11 protein-coding genes are annotated in these 20,542 nt (G+C 46.3%); 1 reads left to right on the top strand and 10 read right to left on the bottom strand.

Annotated elements, in window-relative coordinates; all coding sequences use genetic code 11:
- Nucleotides 1-13 precede the first annotated feature (13 nt).
- Nucleotides 14-997 carry a LacI family DNA-binding transcriptional regulator gene (locus tag P364_RS0130790; protein ID WP_024633853.1) on the bottom strand — a complete coding sequence of 328 codons (984 nt, stop codon included), beginning with the start codon at nucleotides 995-997 and terminating at the stop codon, nucleotides 14-16.
- Between the two features lie 568 nt (nucleotides 998-1,565).
- On the opposite strand from P364_RS0130790, the gene P364_RS0130785 reads away from it, so the two are divergent.
- On the top strand, nucleotides 1,566-2,648 hold the full coding sequence (locus P364_RS0130785) for a bifunctional 3-deoxy-7-phosphoheptulonate synthase/chorismate mutase (protein WP_024633852.1): 1,083 nt from the start codon (nucleotides 1,566-1,568) through the stop codon (nucleotides 2,646-2,648).
- A 154-nt stretch (nucleotides 2,649-2,802) separates the two neighbouring features.
- Here P364_RS0130785 and P364_RS0130780 read toward each other — a convergent pair whose 3' ends face one another.
- The 9 genes from P364_RS0130780 to P364_RS0130740 all read right to left on the bottom strand — a co-directional run bounded on the left by P364_RS0130780 (nucleotide 2,803) and on the right by P364_RS0130740 (nucleotide 20,371).
- Nucleotides 2,803-4,476, bottom strand: coding sequence for a ribonuclease J (locus tag P364_RS0130780; protein ID WP_024633851.1), 1,674 nt, complete (start codon nucleotides 4,474-4,476; stop codon nucleotides 2,803-2,805).
- A 252-nt stretch (nucleotides 4,477-4,728) separates the two neighbouring features.
- The gene (rhaA, locus tag P364_RS0130775; RefSeq protein ID WP_024633850.1) at nucleotides 4,729-6,000 is read right to left on the bottom strand and encodes an L-rhamnose isomerase; all 1,272 of its coding nucleotides are present in this window, start codon (nucleotides 5,998-6,000) and stop codon (nucleotides 4,729-4,731) included.
- Between the two features lie 18 nt (nucleotides 6,001-6,018).
- A complete protein-coding gene (locus P364_RS0130770) occupies nucleotides 6,019-8,088 on the bottom strand; it encodes a bifunctional rhamnulose-1-phosphate aldolase/short-chain dehydrogenase (RefSeq protein WP_024633849.1) in 2,070 nt (689 codons plus the stop codon).
- Nucleotides 8,089-8,326: 238 nt separating this feature from the next.
- Nucleotides 8,327-9,259 (bottom strand): glycoside hydrolase family 5 protein, encoded by a 933-nt coding sequence (locus P364_RS0130765; RefSeq protein WP_373456193.1) that lies wholly within the window; start codon nucleotides 9,257-9,259, stop codon nucleotides 8,327-8,329.
- A 366-nt stretch (nucleotides 9,260-9,625) separates the two neighbouring features.
- Nucleotides 9,626-10,336: a trehalose operon repressor gene (gene treR / locus P364_RS0130760; RefSeq protein WP_024633847.1), complete on the bottom strand. Its 711-nt coding sequence runs from the start codon at nucleotides 10,334-10,336 to the stop codon at nucleotides 9,626-9,628.
- 134 nt (nucleotides 10,337-10,470) lie between these two features.
- Nucleotides 10,471-17,985 carry a fibronectin type III domain-containing protein gene (locus P364_RS0130755; RefSeq protein WP_024633846.1) on the bottom strand — a complete coding sequence of 2,505 codons (7,515 nt, stop codon included), beginning with the start codon at nucleotides 17,983-17,985 and terminating at the stop codon, nucleotides 10,471-10,473.
- Nucleotides 17,986-18,159: 174 nt separating this feature from the next.
- Nucleotides 18,160-18,816 carry a prolyl oligopeptidase family serine peptidase gene (locus tag P364_RS0130750; RefSeq protein ID WP_029881429.1) on the bottom strand — a complete coding sequence of 219 codons (657 nt, stop codon included), beginning with the start codon at nucleotides 18,814-18,816 and terminating at the stop codon, nucleotides 18,160-18,162.
- Nucleotides 18,817-18,825: 9 nt separating this feature from the next.
- Complete coding sequence (locus P364_RS0130745; protein WP_024633845.1) at nucleotides 18,826-19,848, bottom strand: SDR family oxidoreductase; 1,023 nt, start codon at nucleotides 19,846-19,848, stop codon at nucleotides 18,826-18,828.
- A gap of 97 nt (nucleotides 19,849-19,945) precedes the next feature.
- The gene (locus P364_RS0130740; protein WP_024633844.1) at nucleotides 19,946-20,371 is read right to left on the bottom strand and encodes a cupredoxin domain-containing protein; all 426 of its coding nucleotides are present in this window, start codon (nucleotides 20,369-20,371) and stop codon (nucleotides 19,946-19,948) included.
- Between the last annotated feature and the right edge of the window lie 171 nt (nucleotides 20,372-20,542).

Genomic DNA, 20,542 nt, shown 5'->3' with positions numbered 1-20,542 from the left:
ATATAGGATTCAATTATATCTTGTCAACGCTTTCTCGTGGAATAATCTCCACATCAAGGATCGTGCACTGTTCCACTGGCTCGCCTTTTACCAGACGAATAATGTGCTGGGCCGCCACTTGACCTGCCTCAAAATAATGATATTTCACCGTCGTTAGCGTAGGATGAATCATCTCGGTAATTTCATAACCACCAAATCCGGTAACCGACAGATCCTGGGGAATTCGTACCTTGTTGGAAAAAGCAATCTTCATCACACCCAGTGCAATATTATCCGTTGCGCCCACAATAATGGTCGGTTTACTTTCTTTCATAATCGCTTCTGCGGTAACGATAGCTTCGGACATTTTGAAGCTTGTCTCATAATACGTCACATCACATCCGCCACATTCGTCAATTGCACGCTTGAACCCTTGTTTGCGATGGATACCCACCGCCTGATCTTTCTCGGTAACACCCATATAGACGATCTTCCGATGGCCTTTTTCCACAACATGCTTACCCATCTCATACCCCGCCTGATCATCATTATGAACCAGACTGTGCAGCTGTTTACTCTGCTGTCCTACTAAGAGGACCGGAATCCCGATGTCTTCAACGGCTTTCAGATGTGCATCGGTCACTTCGGCGGCTAGCAGAATAATGCCGGACACTTTTTGTCTGGCAAAATCATATATTGCATCAATCTCGCGTTGCATATCCTGGCTCGTATTCGCGATCAGCATCTGATACTGATTATTTCTTAATTCTTCATCGATGCCAATCAATGTCTGGGAGGTTGCAAAGGAATCCAGACGAGGAACAACCGTTCCAATAATACTGGTTTTTTTTGCTTTAAGACTCTGTGCAAACGTATTGGGTACGTAATTATATTGTTTAATAATGCGCTCAATTTTCTGCCGTGTATCTTCACTAACAGAACCACCATTCAGGAAACGAGAGACTGTACTCTTCGCCACGCCTGCCATTTGGGCGATATCCGAAATCGTTTTATTCATAATTTCTCCTCTTATTCACATTCACATGCATTCACTTATATTATACTTCGAATGGTATACCCTTGCGAATACTATTCCCATGAAGCTATTAGTAAATCACACAGGACACTGGAAGCAGATGTATAATGCGTCACGGTAAAGCGTTATTGATGCATGGCATTAATTCAGCTTCTTGCAGACAAGGAACATGAGATGCTAGTATAACTTCAATTCCTAACTTGCATCATGAAATACAGCACAGAACATCATTATTCATACAGGCTATGACGGAAAGAGTACGCGGAGTTATCGTTCATTACAGGGACGCGGTGCCGAAGACTGAGAGCACCCGAAAGGAACATGCCGCCGAAGTTCACTCCCGAGCCGATTGCTGAAGAGCTGCTCCTCAAGGTACAGCTTCTAGGACAATCCGTTCCTTGCGTTAAAAGGTCAAAGTGAGAAACAGATCGGCTGTATTCAATCAGCAGGACCGTTTCTAATTAGGGTGGTACCACGGCTTCTTCGTCCCTTACGGATGATGGGCCTTTTTGTGTTTTTTCATAAACCTATATTGAAGGAGTGGATCAGAATGGATCAAAGCAAGAACTTGGAACAATTAAGAGGCCGATTGAGTGAAATTAACCATAACCTCCTGCACTTGTTGTCAGAACGGGCCCAAATTACACAGGAAATTGGTCAAATCAAGGAAAAACAGGGTGTACCCAAGTTTGATCCGGTTCGCGAAAAAGAAATGCTGGAGGAACTGACTGCGGCCAACCCGGGGCCTTTCCAAGACGATGCCATCAAGCTCCTGTTCAAACAAATTTTCCAAGCCTCCCTGAACCTTCAGGTCGACGAACACAAGAAACAGCTGCTCGTTAGCCGCAAAAATCAGCAGGAAGATACGGTCGTCTCCATCGGAAACGTCAAGGTAGGTGCAGGCAAACCGATCATGATTGCTGGACCGTGCTCAGTTGAAAGTTACGAGCAGGTACGCGAGGTCGCCGCAGCGCTGAAAGCTGCCGGCATTACCGTGATGCGCGGAGGTGCATTCAAACCTCGTACTTCTCCATATGACTTCCAGGGACTCGGAATCGAAGGATTGAAAATTCTGAAGGAAGTTGCCGATGAGTTCGGGCTGAAGACCATTAGTGAGATTGTGCATCCAAGTCATATTGAACTGGCTGGCGAGTATATTGATGTGATCCAGATTGGTGCCCGTAACATGCAAAACTTTGAACTGCTCAAGGCTGCGGGAGATGTAAACATCCCTATTCTGCTGAAACGCGGGTTGTCTGCAACCATTGATGAATTCGTGCATGCTGCAGAATATGTTGTCTCTCGAGGTAACAAACAGGTCATGCTGATTGAACGAGGCATTCGCACGTATGAAAAAGCAACCCGAAATACACTCGACATCTCTGCTGTACCGATTCTGAAACAGGAAACCCACCTGCCTGTACTTGTGGATGTAACCCACTCTACCGGTCGCAAAGACATTCTCGCTCCTTGTGCCAAGGCAGCTCTGGCAGCGGGTGCAGATGGTGTTATGGTTGAGGTTCATCCAAATCCGGCGGTGGCCCTCTCGGATAGCGCACAGCAATTAAACATCGAGCAATTCAATCAGTTCCTCACATCTGTGAGACAATCGGGGTTGCTGAAGGATCAATAGGTTAATTAACAAACAATAAAAGCCTGACTAAAATGTGTGGTCATTCAAATGCTGTATGACCACACATTTCTCAGGCTTTTGATCATCTTAATTTCCTAGCAGGAGTCTCTGTTCCAGTACATGACAGGAAGCTTTGACTGTAATCTCCCTTTCCTCATACCTCAATAATAATGGGTAGAATCATCGGTCTTCGTTTCGTCTGAGCGTAGATGTAATGACCAATCTCGTCCTTCAGCTTTCTTTTGATCACATTCCATTGATTCGCTCCGCTTTCGGTTAGTTCATTCATCTTGTTCTGAACCAGCTCAAGAATTTCTTTCATGAATTCCTCGGAGTCTTTCACAAATACAAAACCTCTGGAGATAATTTCAGGTGATGTAACCATATGCTTCTCCGTTTTGCTCAGCGTAGCCACAATCACCAACATTCCATCGGAGGACAGTTGCCGGCGGTCACGCAGCACGATATTACCGACATCGCCCATGAGCAGACCATCAACCAGACTGTTGCCTGAAGCAATTTTGGGACCCGAAGAAGCAACGCCATCTTGGTACTGAATCATATCCCCATTATTCACGATAAATACATGATCTCGTTCTATCCCCACAGACTCCGCGAGCTGTCTATGCTGATACAACATACGGAACTCGCCGTGAACAGGAATCAGATAATCAGGCTTCATCAGGGTCAGCATCAGTTTGAGTTCTTCCTGGCTACCATGTCCTGATACATGCATGCCTGCTGCGCCGCTTGAACCATAAATAACGCGTGCACCGAGCACATACAGATTATCAATGACATGCGCAAGATTGCGCTCGTTTCCCGGGATCGCACCAGCGGCAATGATAACGGTATCTCCAGGTGCAATCTTCACATGAGGATGTTTGGAGGCAGCCAGGCGGGATAATGCAGCCATCGTCTCACCCTGACTTCCCGTACAGAGCACAACGACCTCATCAGGTGGAAACTGGTCCGAATCTATTGCTTCAATGAGCAACCCCTCAGGAACATCCAGGTATCCCAGTTCACTGGCTACAGACACTACATTGATCATGCTTCTGCCAAGCAGAGCCAACTTACGCCCCGTCTCGAATGCAGCATTAACAATTTGCTGTACCCTGCTTACGTTGGACGCAAAGGTTGATATAAATACTTTTTGTTTGGCACGAATGAACGCATCCAATATGTGATCACCAACGACACGCTCGGAAGGCGTGAATCCGGGTCTCTCTGCATTGGTGCTTTCGGACAGCAGTACGTGAACACCTTGTTTGCCAATCTCGGCCATACGATGCAGATCGGGATATGGCCCATTAACAGGTGACAAATCAAACTTGAAATCCCCGGTATGGACAACATTGCCGCCTGGTGTCTGAAAGAAAATGCCGAGACAATCCGGTATGCTATGACTGGTTGCAAAAAAAGAAACCTCAATGGCACCCAGCGTAATACTGGATTTGGAGTCAACGGTATGGATCTCCGCTTTGCGCAGCAGCCCATGCTCTTTCAGTTTAAGCTCAATTAATCCTCGTGTCAGTCTGGACGCATACACAGGGATATTGATTTGTTTTAACAAATAAGGAATGCCTCCAATGTGGTCTTCATGTCCATGAGTAACCACAAGCGCTCTCACCTTGTCCTGATTTTCCAGTAGATACGTTACATCCGGAATGATAAGATCGATCCCCGGCAGGGTTTCATCCGGAAATTTAGAACCACAGTCGATGACAATGATGTCCTGATTATACTGGATAAGGTACATGTTCTTGCCAATTTCATTCAATCCGCCAAGAGCAGCGATATACAATTTGTTTTGGGTGAGATTCAAATCGGATTGATCCTCCTCTGCGTTGCAATAATGACAACAATAATGCGTTGCATTTTTTTATGTATTTTTAGTATGGAAACTTTGACCCCACTTATGCATCGCGCAGCTTTTTTCCCATACAAAAAGGCCACAGCGAAGGGTTGATTCACTGTGGCTTGCATTATATGAACGTGAATAATACAATAATTGCTTATATAATCACGAGTCCAACTATCAACTGCTTCTTATCTTATACCGCAAACCGAATATATATTATACGAAAGACTTATCGCGCTGAAGCAAAACTTCCTGCTCATACGTTTTGATCTCAGCAATCCACTGTTCACGTACAGGCACTTGCTTCTGAGCACAATAATAATCCCAAATCGCGCCGAAAGGATAGGACTTGAACTCTTCCGTCAAAGCAAGGCGAAGCGTATAATCCCCGGCCAGTTCAGCTGATTTCAGGGCATCCACAGGTTCCAACATTGCACGCAGCAGTGCTTTAATCGTATTACGTGTGCCGACCACCCACGCAGCAACCCTATTAATGCTTCCATCAAAGAAATCGAGGCCGATATGTGTCGTTGGAAGCAGATCATGACGCACCAGTTCGCGGGCGATTTCCAGCAGCTCATCATCCATAATGACAACATGGTCACTGTCCCAACGCATTGGACGACTGACATGCAGCAGAATACCGCTGGTAAACAGGGCCAAAGAAGACAGTTTGTTGGATATCACTTCCGTTGGATGAAAATGTCCGGCATCAAGGCAGATTAACGTATCATTTTGTAGTCCATAGCCCATATAGAATTCATGCGAACCCACAACATACGCTTCGGAACCAAGGCCAAAGAGCTTGCTCTCTACCGCATCCAGATGGTACTTCGGATCAAGTTTCTCGGCAAATACCTCATCCAGCGAATCCTTGAGCCGCTTCCGCGGTGTCATCCGATCAATCGGATTATCCTTGAACCCGTCCGGTACCCACACATTGGTTACACAGGTCTGACCCAGCTGCTCACCAAAGTAAGCACCAATGCGGCGGGATGCTTTGCAGTGATCAATCCAGAACTTGCGAATCGCCGGATCAGGGTGACTTAGCGTGAATCCATCACTTGATTTTTCATGAGAAAAGCAGGTTGGATTGAAATCCAGACCGAGCCCCTGTTCTTTGGCCCATTTTACCCAGTTCTCATAATGCTTTGGCTCAATCCGATCCAGCTCCACTTGTTCGTCCGTATCCGCGTAAATCGCATGCAAATTAACCTTATGTTTGCCGGGAATCATGGAGAATGCTTGCTCCAGGTCTGCCCGAAGCTCTGCAGGTGTCGTTGCAGCCCCCGGATACTGTCCTGTAACGGATATTCCACCGGTGAGTTCTCCGTCTTTATTCAGAAAGCCTTTTACATCGTCCCCCTGCCAACAGTGGACAGACACTTTGATCTCTGCGAGTTTCTTCAACACTTCATCCGTATCAATTCCATGCTGCGCATATAATGATTTGGCTGCTTCATATGCTTGCTTGACTTGATTTTCCATGTGCGAGAACCCTCCTTATTATCGTGTAAATGCTGCCGGCACACCGCCATCAATGGTCATCATACAACCGGTTGTTTTTTCCGATCTGGAAGAGGCAAAGAAGGCAATGCCTTCCGCAATGTCTCTTGGATAAATATTGACGAGCAAAGTTGTACGTTTACGATAGTACTCTTCCAGTTGGTCCGGTTCGATGCCATAGGCTGCAGCACGTTCATTTCTCCATGAACCGTTCCAGATCGCTGAACCTTGCAGGATGGCATCCGGGAGAATTGTATTCACACGAATGCCGTATTCCCCACCTTCCGCGGCGATGCAGCGAGCCAAATGAGCCTCAAGCGCTTTGGCTGAGCTGTAAGCAGAGGCGCTTTTACCCGCATAAACCGAGTTTTTGGACCCGATAAATACCATACTGCCGCCAATCCCCTGCTGTTTCATCAATTTGAAGGCCTCACGCGCCACAAGGAAATACCCCGTACCCAGCACACTCATATTCAGGTTCCATTCCTTTAACGAGGTTTCGTCAAATGGACTGGAGGTGGCCAAGCCCGCATTATTTACGATGATATCCACTCCGCCATATTGTACAGCAACTTCGGCATACGCAGATTGCACCGCTTCCTCATCGGTCACGTCCATCTTCAATGCATATGCGCGATTCGCACCATATTGGTCGTTAATTTCCTGAGCTACCTTCTGCGCTCCTTCAAGGTTGAGGTCCGCGAGAACGACGTGTGCCCCTTCAGATACTAATCTGCGTGCTGTTTCACTTCCAATTCCACCGGCACCCCCGGTAATGAACGCCACTTTGCGGGAAAATTCGGTCTCTGCCGGAGCCAGCGATAATTTGTACAGCTCAAGCGGCCAGTACTCTACATTGTAGGATTCATTGGCGCTGAGGGATACGAATTGGCCTAAACTTGTCGCACCACGCATCACGGCAATGGCTCTATGATACAACGCCCCGCTTACCTGGGACAGCGCCCAGCTCTTGCCTGTGTTAATCATACCCACACCCGGGATGAGAATGACACGAGGCGCAGCTTCGAACATCACGTCGCCTTCGTTTTTGTTGCTTTCAAAATATGCTTGATATTGTTCTTTGTAGGTGGCTACGCCTTCCACCAGCTTGGATTTCAGCCCTTCGATATCCTCCGCGTCCGGTGTCCAATCAATGAATAGAGGTACCACTTTGGTGTGCACCAAATGATCCGGGCACGCCGCGCCCACCTGTGACAGTTCTGGTGAGTCCACTCCTCCAACAAAGGCAAGCACATCCTCCTGATCGTCAAAGGACAAAATCATTTTTTTGCTATCCGAAACCGCTCCCCGAATGGTCGGCATTACTTTGGATACGATCTGACGACGAACCTCTGCCTCAAGCGCGGGATGTTTCTCTCCGCCAAACAGGTTTTCTTCGTCAACACGTGCTTCAATGAAGGCTTCCGCTTCATTAATTATTTTGATCGTCTGGGCGTAACATTCTTCGGAGGTTTCTCCCCAAGTCACGAGTCCGTGCTTCTCCATCAGAACCAGTTCGGCATTTGGATTCGAGAATACGCTTTCAGCAATCATCTTGGACAGTGTGAATCCGGGACGCACATAAGGAACCCATACAAATCGGTCTCCGTAAATCTCTTTAGCCAGTTCTTTTCCGTTATCTGCACAACACAGACTAATAATTGCATCCGGATGGGTATGGTCCACATGTTTATATGGAAGGAACGCATGCAGCAACGTCTCAATGGACGCACGTGGATGTTTGGAATCGATCATGCAATGTCCCAGATATTCGACCATCTCTTCATCCGACATGGATTCACGTTCGATTAATGGACGAATGTCTTCAAGTCCAAGGCCTGTAAAATGCTTCGCCTGCATAGAAGCCAGGTCAGATCCGCTGCCTTTTACATACATCACTTCTATATCACGGCCGCGAAAATCTTTCACCGTCGTTTTGGTAGAGGTGTTGCCTCCAAAAATGTTACATACACGACGATCTGCACCAATCAGATTGGATCGATAGACCAGTTGCTCCAGTCCAGTTGTTTTCTCCGAAGCCTGTGATGAATTCCATAAACTCTGTACCATTTGTTCCCCTCCGATAATGTTTGTTTTGTTCCTAATCTGAGTTTATCACCTTTGTTTTGTTTTGAAAACAAAAGTTTTTGAATATAAACGGAAAGATTCAAAAGGAATTTGTTCTAATGATTTACTATTAAAAAAACCCTGACGTTATTGGTCAGAGTGTTTTGGTGAGAATTTTATCTTCTAAAGAAGCTTGAATGCTTCTCGGTAATTGTTTGAACCTTGTATGGAAAGATAGATTCTAGTAAATCCCTGCTTTTTGGGATGTATTTTTAATTCCATAGGTGTCGTTAACGACCGTGTTGCCAAAGCTTGTCAAACTTCCATTAGGGCCCATAGCCAAATCCAAATAGCTCAAATCAGAGTTGTTGCCATACCAGGACCAAGCGAGCCAGCCCACGCCTTTTTCCTGACCATATTTCATGATCGCATATTCATCGACATCCCCATTCGTGTGATATCCACCAAACTCACCGATAATCAGGGCCAATCCTTTGTTCAGCACACTTTCCATGTTGGCTTTGACGGTTGCCGCATCTTTACCGGCATATTCATACATGTGAATGGAGAATACCGTGTTTTTCTGTGAATCTGCTGCAAATACACTTTGTCCATAGTCTACGATGGATTGTGGGTACTGCCCCCAGCCGGCTGCATCCACAATCAATGTATTGTTAATACCGGCATTTCTTAACTTCGGAATCGCCTTTTTGTATCCGTCAGCCCAGGCACTGCCGTTCCATGTTCCATACCATTCATTCGCAATATTAACGATAACCCTGTCTTCTTTGCCAATGAGTGCTTCCTTGATGCTAATCCAGTAGTTCACCGCTGCATCCAACGAATTATAGTCATCCTTACCTGTTGCATCATGTACTTCAAGCACCGCAATCATTTTGTTTGCGCTTATAACATTAATGATGTTTTTAACGGCGTTCAGATCGTCTTTCGTGTACTGTACACCATTGGACAGCACAATTCGTACGGTGTTGGCACCTGTTTTGGCAATCGCAGGGATAGCCGTGTTCAGATCATTTTTAAACCAGGAATGTCCATGATTGACACCTCTCATGACAAATGCCTTGCCAGTGGAATCGTACAATTTCCCACCACTTACATAAAATCCTGTAGCAGCAGACGCTTTGGGCGCAGTACTTCCCAGAATCACTAACATAAGTGCAGCAATTACGGTGAAGACTGTACACTTTTGCAATTTGACCATTCGTTAGAACCTCCTACATTTTTTTGTTTATTTCAATTAACCCTGCTCAAGGCAATAAGTTAACTAAAATCAAGAGTAAATTACAATCACAAAAGGTTATAAATACAAATAAATAACTTAATATAATATAAATGTTTTAAATTTATTTACCTTATCGATAAGGTTATGGACATATGATAAATTGAAAACGCTTACCGGTCAAGTTATTTTTACCATGATAAGGAATTAATTTTGAGCTCCATAACAAAGAGAGTACCTCATTCACCGATAAAAGAAGTGAAAAGGTACTCTCTTTGTTGTATGGAAGGTCAATGAACCTTATCTGCGCCGGGCAAAATCCACAAATCTGAACTTGTCCGGGCGATGCCTCGCCTCTGTGAACTGGAACTGGCTGGCATCCTCCAGGTAAACCTGGCTTCTAACTACAACTACATTGTGAAACCCTTCGAGATCAAGCAATTCCCTATCCTCAGCAGTTGGCTCCTCCACCAATATTTCCTTTTTCGCAAAAGAAATGGTCAGCCCCAGCTCTTCCTCAATGTACTCAAAGATGGAGTCATTACATATTTCCTTATTCAAACCGGGAATAAGCCGCTGGCTTATATGGTCCTTGTCCAGAATGACATGTTCGCCATCCACTTGGCGCACACGTCTGATCTCCCAGACCTTTTCATTCAGACCAAAATTGATTTTTTTGAACAAGGCCTGATCAACCTTTTTTTCTTCAAAAACCTTAACGTACGTTTTGGCCCGATGTCCCATTTTTTTAGCCAGTTCCTTGAAGCTCACAAGACCTGAAATAGGAAAATCGATTTTACGTATATCCAATACAATGGAGCCCTTGCCTTGAATTTTCTGAATATAACCTTCTTCAGACAGCATTTTCAGCGCCTTGCGAATAGTTTCTCTGGACGTTTGATAACTTTCCGATAGATCCAGTTCCGATGGAAGCAATGTACCTGCTTCAATTTCTCCAGTCCGAATACGAGCTGCAATATCTTCATAGATTCGGATAAATTTATTATTCATTATTCATCACCACTGTCCATTACCCTTTTTTGTCATATTAGCTACCTATTATAACATTAAAAGTTGAACAACCGATAATGTGGCTACTTAAGATGATGAAAGGATAAAGTTACATGTGATTCCTTCTACGTTGTTCACTCCGTTTTTGACGTGTTAGTGTCGGCGTCTATACTCGTTTCATTGTTGACCATAGTTTGGTTCTCTTCTATAATACGGATCAGTTTGTTCAGTCGGAAGATCAGGGCTGCCGCCTCGGATCTGCTCAGATGCTGCAAGGGACGGAAACTGCCGTCTTCGTATCCGGTAAGCATGTACATTCCTGCAAGCTCTTCGACCTCTTCTTTGGCCCAATCGGACACATCCATCTGATCCGTAAAGGCGCGACGTGAAGTTGCAGGTTCCGGCTTGATTTTGCGAATAACATTCGCAATAATCTTCGATGCCTGTTCCCGGGTTACGAGCGCATGTGGAGCAAATTTACCATTTCCCATGCCATGTACCATTCCACGGCTTACGGCTGCTTCTATTTCTGGAGCAAACCAATCCTGATCGTTCACATCCCGAAAAGCATGCTGATTATCGGCAGATGTGTCCACGCCCATTAATCGCACAATTAGTGCTGTGAACTCCGCTCTTGTAATGGGACGCCGCGGTTCAAAGCGGGTATCACTTACACCTTGAATAATGTTTTGCTCGGCCAGCCATATAATCTGATCTTTATTGAATGTTTGGCCAATATCAATGAATTTGACCTCTTTTTTGGCTCTTGTTTCCGATTTCTCATTTAGCTCAGGTTGAGACACCCCGGGTTGAGCATCCTCCGGTTTGGAGGAAGGTGATGGTGAAGCAGCCCCACTTCCGCTTGGAGGTGGATAGGGCAGAGTCACAGCCGTGGCCTGCTGGCTTTCGCTTTTTTCTCCGGCTGAATTTTCAGTCCACAATAGTACATCATATCGCTGCCCACCCGATAATCCTGTCCAGATGTAGCTTCGATCTTTTCCACGATAAATCTCCCGTCCATTACTAGAAAGCACGATCGTTTCATTCGAAGATTCCAGCTTCCAGTTCAATACAATGCTGCTTGTACTCTGTGCGATCGCTGAAACGGTGAATTCATCGGAGGGCAAAGTCTCGAATTCCGGTACACTGACCGTCTCTCCGTCTCCTGCCTCATTGAAAGGTACAATAGACAAGTTAGGATAGCGCTGGGCACTTTTCAATTCAGTTATATGTATCGACGTTTCCGTTGTTGTCGCAATCAGCTCGTCTCCTTGATAGATGCGGTAGCCTGCTGCTCCAGGAATCATATCCCATATAATATCTGCACCATGCTGAGTGCGTTCTTTCGCTTGAGGTGGAGATGGAATTTTGCCAGGCAGCGTAACTGCTTTTAGATTGAATCCGGCTTCACTAATACCGGACGCATTTACGGTTTTGATGGTATACACATAATTCACTCCAGGCTCAAGCCCCTGGTCCTCGTAAAAAGGCTCGTCAACAGACACTCGGCTAATCTCTGCACCGTCACGTTCAATGATGAACTGTTCAGCCCCCTTGACATGGGTCTTTTCAAACTGAAGTTGAATGCTCTCCTGTGTCGAACGATATTCCACTTCCTTGGGAGCTTCCGGTTTGGTTAACATCGTATATTCAAGCTTATGAGATGTATCTCCCTGCTCGTTCTCGGTATACAGTTCAATGGAATAGTTGGTTCCACCCTGAAGCTGATTCACGATATACTCTTTTTGTTTGCCTCTATACAGCTCCTTACCATCGATTAAGATCACAAATGTTTCGTTGAGGTAAGGGAAAGCCCACTCCAATCTGGCATGATCGGTCTCTGGATATAGCTTCATCTCAACAGAATCAACATGAGGCAGCGTGAAAAATGGAGCAACTACCATGGGACTTCCGTTACCCGCCGTATTGTATGGAACAATCTGTACTTGATCATATTGGGCTGCGCTGGTAAGTCCATTAAGGGTAACCTCAGTAATTTCACTCTCTGTAATAGTAGTAACTTCGTCATCCGCTATCATTACAATATACCCATCTGCTCCCTGCACCTGTTTCCACTTAATCACTGCCTTCGTCTCTTCAATCACATCTGGATGCAGCGTTTCTGTAATTGTTGCAGGCAGCGTACGCACTTGAACATCAAATCCCGTATCACTATCTCCTGAAGTATTCGAAGTCTTAACCGTATAGGTGTATCTCTCTCCCGGCGTCAAATCCTTGTCTTCATAAGAATTACTTTCCGCCGGAATACGGTCAATTTCAATACCATTCCGCAAAATAATGAATTGATCTGCGCCTCGGGTGGCGCTGCCACTCAGATCCAGCGTTGCCGATTGATCGGTTACGGCGGCGATACATGCGGTTTGTGGGGATATGGGCCTGGTCAACAAGAGAAACTGAACAGAAGAAGAACGGTGACCATCTTCATTCATAACAGTAAGTTCAAACGCATACGTGGTGCCATCCAGTAAACTGGCGAGATGGACCGATGGTTCGGTCACAGTCTGTATTTCCCCCGTTGTCTGATTGCGAATTTCATATGCGGCGGCTCCCTTTACTGCTTCCCACGACATATCAAACGCATGCGTTCCCTTGGTTACAGTAATCCCATCTTCGGACAGAGGCAGGGTCTGAGTCGTTATACCATAAGTTAGTGACGCCCCTGTACCACTTGCATTAACCGCACGGATTTTATACGTGTATTTCGTGCCTGGCGACAAATTCTCATCTACGAATAGGATTTCACTTGCATCCATGCGAGCAATTTCTCGCCCATTGCGTTCAATGATGTATTCCTCTGCTCCCTTTACTCCTGTTTTGGTGAAATCCAGACTAAGTCTGTTTTCCGACACTTCCAATACCTGAATTTCAACTGGTTTCTCCGGTAATGTCAGTACGGATACTTTCGTCGCTTCGGATGCTGTCCCTTGTCGGTTAACTGCAACTAGTGTGTAGTGATGCATCGTTCCATCCTGCAGTCCTGAAATAAAGGCTGTCAGCTCTGTTCCACGGTATATTTCTTTGTTCCCCTGTTGAATTACATACTCTGAAGCACCTGCTACCGAGGCCCATGACAAGATGGCTTTATGTGCCCCCGGTTCAACAACGATTCCTGAAGGCGGCGCTGGTTTGGATAATCGAATCAAGCTGGCGGACTGACCGGTTCCGGACGCATTCACGGCCTGTACTTCCACGAGATACTCCATGCCTGGCACCAATTCTCCAGCCGTATAGGCAAGTCCCGAAGTTCGACCCGCTTCCGTCCCATTGATTTTCACAATATAGGACTCGGCTGTATGTACAGATTCCCATTCCACCCCAATGCTTGTTTCATCCGTACGCGTGACCGTGAGTCCTTCAGGTCTGGTTGGTAAAGTAAGCAGTTCACTGCTTGTGGCTGCACCATAACCGGCAGCATTTCCGGCCTCCACCTGATACGTATAACGGCGGCTGCCTGATAACTGATGCACTTCAAGCCGTGTATCTGATATTTCATAACTCTGTCCCTCAAGAACAACCCGGTACTTCGTGGCTCCAGGTACTTCATCCCATCGGAGTGTAGCTCCTGTTTCAGTCGGCTGAACAAAGTGAAGACCCGAAGGACTCTCGGGAAGTGTCGTTCCAGATGTACGACTCGCTTGACCTCGCCCACTTCCATTACTTGCCTGAACCTCCAGCTGATACATCACTCCCGCAGTCAATCCCGTAATGACCCATTCATACGTTCCCGCAGGCAATGTCTCCCTTTTCTCTCCATTCACAAAGACTTCGTATTGCTCTGCACCTCTTACCGGATTCCAACTTAGACGCAGGCTCGTAGTAGTAGCATTATCTATACTCAAGCTTTCAACGGACCCGGGCAATGTGGCCAGCTTCTGCAAACTAGCTACTGGACCTTCTCCTGTCTCATTTGCAGCCAGCAATTCATAGCTATACTCTGTACCACTATCCAGACCTGTGTCCACAAACTCCGTTTCCAATCCTTCGTACACTCCTGATTCACTGCGCGAAAGGCTGTAATACGTGGCTGAAGTTACCGTCTCCCATGCCAGAGAGATCTCATGCTCCCGAATCTGAACGGCCGCAAATTCACCGGGTGCCGCAGGCAATGTCAGGAATCCGGCCCTGCTACTTTCTCCCGCACCACTCTCATTCAGCGCGGTGACCGAAATCGTATGAATGCTTCCCGGGATTAGATTGGTAATGTACGGAATGCTGGAAGAATCAGAGAATGTTTGATCATAAACGATTCTCCCATCCGAAGTCGCAGCCATGATGCGGTATGCAGTAGCCCCTTGAACTGAATCGAAATGCACTTCTGCCAGCTCAGGCTGGGAATCAACTTTTCGAACTTGTAATGATCCCGGTGCGGCTGGAATCGTCAGTGCACGGACAATTACTGCATCACTTAAGCCAGCATGGTTTCGAGCCCTTACTTCATACTCATAGACTTGACCACCACTTAGGGAATGATCATTGAGCGTATGTTTGGGATAATCTACTGTCCACGACTGGCCTGTCGTATGGTTAATAATTTCGTACTGATACCCGTCGGTATACCATTCTCCTGTCGGCAAATCCCACGTAAGTTCTGCTGAGGTCTCATTAATCTGTATAATGCTCACATTTCCAGGTTGCTGTGGTTTGCGCTGGATCTGATAAGGCGCTGATACCGTCTCGTATGTATTTCCTGCCCTGTCCATTGTTTTGGCATGGATGTACCAAATGCCTTCCGATTCGATTGAAACAATATGCTCATTGCTATGAGCTTCATTCCAGTTGTCAGGTGATGTGGTACTGTTGGTCACTCTATACCATCGCGAATTCTCATTGATACCCGAATCAGAATCTGCATATTGCACTGTAGCCGTTATATCCGTGTCGCTCCAACCCTGTCCATTCGGTGTAAATGTAATCGTTGGAGCAACCTGATCGACATAAGCCGTACGGCTAATCTCCTGGCTAACGTTTCCGACAGCATCTCGCGCTCTGGCTCGAATTACCGTGGGCCCGTTTGAACTCACTGTACCTGAGTTTCCTACAATATACGGGGCGCCATTCAAACTATATTCATACGATATGGCATGCTCATCTACGCTGCCAGCAATCGTAAATTGTACAGCTTCCTTGCTCCAGCCGGACTGACTCAATGTAATAACCGGCTCTGTTGGAGCGGTCTTATCTAATCGAATGAATGCTTTCGCTACAGTACTTACATTTCCTACCCGATCAAGCGAGCGTGCATATATTGTGGTTTGTCCTTCCTTGGTTACCTTCACTTCTCCGGTGTAATCGATCCAGGGCCCTTGTTCATTTAGACGATATTGGCTTTTGGCAAGCCCGCTGCCTGTATCTTCACCGCTGGTTATTTCAAAAGACACATCCTGATTCGTCCATTCATCGTCACTGAGCGTAATTTTAGGCTCCTCAGGACCTGTCTTGTCAATCCGGGCAGTAGCTGAAGTTGACGCACTGACGTTTGAGGCCCTATCTACACTTCGAGCTTGGATCTCGGTTACTCCTTCCGTATGGATGGTAAAAGGCTCTCGATAATCGGTCCAAGTCCCTTCACCTCCCAACCTATATTGTGTAAGCCCCACTCCACTTGCTTCATCCGTACCTGCCGTTAACGTTACCGTTACTGACGAATTGGTCCATTCCGGAGGATTCAACGAAATGACGGGAGGTGTTGGAGCTGTACGGTCCACCCTTGCTATGACAGACGCTTCCTGTCCTGTATTGCCAAATGTATCTATACTACGTGCAATAATGAGTGTGTTTCCTTCAGAAGCAACCTTAAAAGGAACTGTGTACTCCTGCCATTCTCCTCCGATCCCCAGTTTGTACTGTGTCTTCTGCACACCGCTTAAGGCATCCGTGCCTGCTGTAATCGTAACCAGGACATCTTCCTTGGTCCAAGAGGAAGGGTTAACCACTATAGAGGGAGCGGTGGGACCAGTCGTATCCTTCGTGATCTGACCCGCTGAGGTAAAAGGAGTCTGTATGCCTTCTCCATTCAGTGCTGCTACATATACGTCATACAATCCGTCTGCAAGTCCAGTTAAAGCGAGTTCAGTACGAGTTGATGAGGTGGCACCCGATGCAAGCACTTGTCCAACCGAGTTACGTATTTCCGTTTTGTAGATCGTTCCCGCAGGATTGCCATTGTTATTCCAACTCGCCGTAACGGAGTTACCCGACTGGCTCACGGCTGCATCGCTAGGTGTATTTGCCAGTGTAATTTTGCTGGCTGGACTTGAATACCCCGTATAAGAACCAACCGCATTTTTGGCGCGCACGGCAAAGGAATATGGGGTATTCGGTGTAAGTCCGGTCACTTGCCGACTATTGGATGTACCTGTATCAAAGATCTGATTTGTCGTTACATTTTTCAGTTCATACGTCACGGAAGCATCATTCGCCTTTTTGTCCCAGTTCACCGTCAGATTATTAGGATTAACCGATGTAAATGTCGGCGTTCCCGGAACAACGAAACTTTTCACCGTGAAGTTCACGGTGCCCGCTGAAGATACCCCACCCTTGTCATCCATAACCCACACCTGCAGCGTATGTGCTCCATCTGCGAGTGTATCCGGCAATGTGTAATTCGTGTTAAAGGACTGATTGGAACCTGTAGCTGTCATCTGTGTCAAAATGTTCTCCGACCCGCCATCAATCGACCATTTGACGGTCAGAAGATCACCCACATCCGTATCCCGGGTTGTACCGGAAATTTGAAGCTGTTCCCCTTTATAATAGGTCTGACCCGAGGAGGGGGCTGATAGTGCAAACGAGGGCGGTGCATTTTTGGGACCAATTCCTACAATCGTCGAAAATTTACGTGACGCCTCGTTGGCGGTTGCTTTGCCATTCCACCAGAATTGCGCAGCGGTATCCGTCGCCGTCACCGTCTGTCCTGGCGTAAAGGAAGATGGTGAAGAACCACCTGTTAGCTGCGCACTGTCCGGGCTGCTATACTGCCCCATGAAAATACGATCCGCGTCCACAACATTATACGTATTGGCATAAAAAGCCGTCACCTGAACGCCACCGCTGTAATTGCGCCAGCCGTTCTCAATCACTTCAAACGGAGAAGCATCGTTTCCATTCACCATCGTATCCCAGTAGAATGTGCCTCCCAGATTTAGTGTAGAGCCGCTGCGGTTAACAGCTTCCAGCTCCACCTTCATATACCCTCCCTGAGATGTGGCATTAACGATGGACACCCGCAAAATATACTCCACATTGTCTTTTTGCCTGGACATTTCGATTACGTTGTTATTGATTCGATAATAATTAAGGGGCAATGACTTAAAATTAACGGGCGTTCCGTTATGATCAATAATGGTGGATACATTCCCGGTATCGCCACCGTAAAAAACGTTGGTGTTTGGAAGCAACACAATTCTATATTTGCCATCACTATTCATCTCCACCTTCACCTTGGAGGATTGAACAGCCTTCATGCTGGCCGTATCGGATACAATACTGATGCTCTCCACAGCTTCAGCCATAACGGCGGTTGAACTCCATTCGACCAACAAGGCTTGGGGAGACAGCAAGGCAAATGCCAGTACCACTTTGGTGAGCTGCTCGGCTTGTTTTTTAACAGATTTTCGCGATTTCTTCAACGTCTGCTCTCCTTTTTCTGCACACCAAAAAAAGGAGGCACCCCAACAAAGGAACAAAGTCCTCTGTTGGGGTGCCTCCCCTAACAAGTGTCATTTTTTCTTGATTATAACGATTCGAATAACGAAAGTAAATACTTAGGAATGCTGAATATATTTTCATTCACGAATGATTGATTATAACGTATGGCTCAGAAACCACTTGTACAACTCTGGGTTATCGTAGGTTTCTGTCCAGGCATCATGGTCACCTTCAGGGTATATCGTGAGCTTCACATCTGCGTTCAGTGCTTCGAGCGCATGAACAATCTTCTCAGATTCAGAGACATAAACGATGTCATCCTTGGCGCCATGAAATGCCCAGACCGGTATATTACGCAGTTCTTCCGCTTTGGATGGATCGGCTCCGCCACATACAGGAGCTAATGCTGCAAATGTATTCGGGTAAAACAGCGGCAGATCCCATGTACCATATCCGCCCATACTCATACCAGTAAGATACACCCGCTGCGGGTCAGCTGCTTCGTTCGCCAATACATGTTCCAGAAGAGCCATAACAGCTTCGCGATGCATTCCCCAGAATTCATCTACCGGGCATTGCGGTGAAATTACGATAAAAGGGAAACTTTGGTCCTGCTCGGCAATAAGGGGAACCCCGTGTGCTTTAATCTTTTCCAGATCATTCCCTCGTTCCCCAGCACCATGAAGAAACATAATGACAGGCCACTTCTCATTATTGGAAAGCGGCTCCTCCCTCTCAGGAATGTGCAGCAGATAGTCCAATGTAACGGTTTTGGTGATTTCTTTTACCAGCCGATGGCCGCTCTGGGACATATGCTCGCCTCATTTCTCATCTCTAATTTTCAGCAATGCTTCGTCCAGCACTCCGACCACTTTATCACACCAAGCATCAAACTCGGGATCTTCGGTCTGCAATTCAGGATGTGCAAGAATGTATTCTATGGTGCTCCGGATTCCTTGATCAGCCCTGATCGTTGCCACAAATTCCGGAACCAGTCTCTTTAATTTACTGTTATCAAATACCACCGTATTCGCCTTATCCCCCAGCAAACCGCCTCGAAGATCCTGATCACTGCACGCCGCCAAAAACTCGGAAGACACATGAACCGCATGAAGCTTGACGCCAAGCACTCCTGCAATAATCTCATAGATCTGATTCCAGGTTACCGACTCGTCCGAGGTAATATGTACCGATTCACCAATGGCGTGGATATTACCCATAAGGCCAATGAATCCTTTGGCAAAATCACGGTTATGCGTTATGGTCCAGAGTGATGTGCCGTCTCCATGAATGAGTACCGGTTTATTTTCACGCATGCGCTTAAGGACTTGCCAGCTGCCTTGTGCTCCGTGCACACCCAGGGGAACAGAACGTTCACTATACGTATGGCTTGGACGTACAATAGTCACCGGAAAGCCTTCTTCACGATACTGTTTCATCAGATAGTCTTCACAAGCTATCTTGTTACGTGAATATTCCCAATACGGATTGGATAATGGCGTACCCTCAGTGATTCGATAATCAGCAAGTGGTGTCTGATAAGCAGATGCCGAACTGATAAATATAAACTGCTTCGTTTTGTCCTTGAACAAACGGTAATCTCTCTCCAACTGTGAAGGTACAAATGCGATAAAGTCTGCGACAACATCGAACTCCAGGTCGGCAATCAGCTCTGAAACCCGTTCTTCATCGTTAATATCGGCTTGCAGCACTTTGATTTGCGCAGGCAAATTATCGTTTTGATTTCCCCGGTTGATCAAATAAAGTTCACAGCCTTGCTTGGCAAGCTGATCGGTAATTGCTGTACTGATGGTACCTGTTCCTCCAATAAAAAGCGCTTTCATATTTGCCCACCTCCAGATGAATTTGATCACTAGTCCATGATATCACGCACACCAAAGAGGAGCAAAGATTCAATTAACGAATCTTTGCTCCTCACCATTATATGACCTTGATCGTTCCATAGATCATGTACATACCGCAGTGAATTTCATATTCACCAGGTTGGACATCCTTGTCTACAGTATAGTAGTTGTTTCCTTTTTGCATGTAAAGATCCATGCCGAGCTTGTCAGCCGCTACTGATTTGACGTGTGTAACTTGCCGGGTAAGAATAAAATTGATTTTGGTGGGGACCCCGGATTTAACTTCAATAACATCTGGTTCAAAACCGTCATTACTTACGTTAACATCAATAACTTCATATCCCTTCAAATCCTCCGGCGTCTCGGCTTTGGCCGTTACGGCACTTCCTGAACCGGGTGACATGTCCTTGCCCATAAAATACACCATAAAAGATCCTAGCAGTACAACTACCGTAATTCCCAGCGTAAGCCAAGGCCAGGTTTTGCTAATCCAGCTTTTCATCTCAACGCTCCTCTTTCTATGTTCCCATTCTATTGCAACTCTTCTTCAGCATACCCCATCCGGTTAAAAATGAAAATGACTCACATGGGCCATATTGACTGGGTGTCACTGAGTTAAATGTAATCATAAAAAAAGAGCCTGCGTTATTCAGGCTCTTACTCTTTCAGCTAT

Source organism: Paenibacillus sp. MAEPY2 (genome assembly GCF_000499205.1).
Classification (GTDB): Bacteria; Bacillota; Bacilli; order Paenibacillales; family Paenibacillaceae; genus Paenibacillus; species Paenibacillus vandeheii.
Note: the sequence above shows the minus strand (reverse complement) of the source record. Positions and strands in the feature narration are given on the sequence as shown.